Annotated in this window: 1 protein-coding gene; it reads right to left on the bottom strand. The window is 71.9% G+C overall.

Annotated elements, in window-relative coordinates:
• A partial coding sequence (locus KUM32_RS42835; protein WP_217146953.1) for a M24 family metallopeptidase occupies positions 1 to 615 on the bottom strand: 615 nt, incomplete at both ends.

The following is a 615-nucleotide window of genomic DNA, read 5'->3' as shown; positions in this document are numbered from 1 at the left end:
GGCTTGACCGCCGCGATGCCCGCCTCCTGCGCCGCGTACACCGCGTCGTAGATCTTGCGCTGGAGCGGGCTGAACGTGCCGTTGATCGGCATCGTGCGGGTGACGTCGGCCGTGTAGAGGGTGTGCGTCTCGACGCCGGCGTCGAGCAGCAGCAGCTCACCGGGGCGGACCGGGCCGTCGTTGCGCACCCAGTGCAGGGTGGTCGCGTGCGGGCCGGCGGCGCAGATGGAGCCGTAGCCGATGTCGTTGCCCTCGACCCGGGCGCGGAGGAAGAAGGTGCCCTCGATGTAGCGCTCGGAGGTGGCCTCGGCCTTGTCGAGGACGCGTACGACGTCCTCGAAGCCGCGCACCGTGGAGTCCACGGCCTTCTGCAGCTCGGCGATCTCGAACTCGTCCTTGACCAGCCGCAGTTCGCTCAGGAAGGACTTCAGCTCCTCGTCGCGCTCGGCGGTGACCTTGTCGGTCAGCGCCGCCTCCAGGCCCGCGTCGTGCCCGCGCACGATGCGCACCGGGCCGCTCGCCTCGGCCAGCGCGCCGGCCACCTCGCGCACGTCCGCGCAGGGCAGCCCGTAGAGCTGCTCGCCCTCGGAGAGGCTGTTGCGCCGGCCCACCCAC

This window comes from Streptomyces sp. AC627_RSS907 (genome assembly GCF_019049165.1).
Note: the sequence above shows the minus strand (reverse complement) of the source record. Positions and strands in the feature narration are given on the sequence as shown.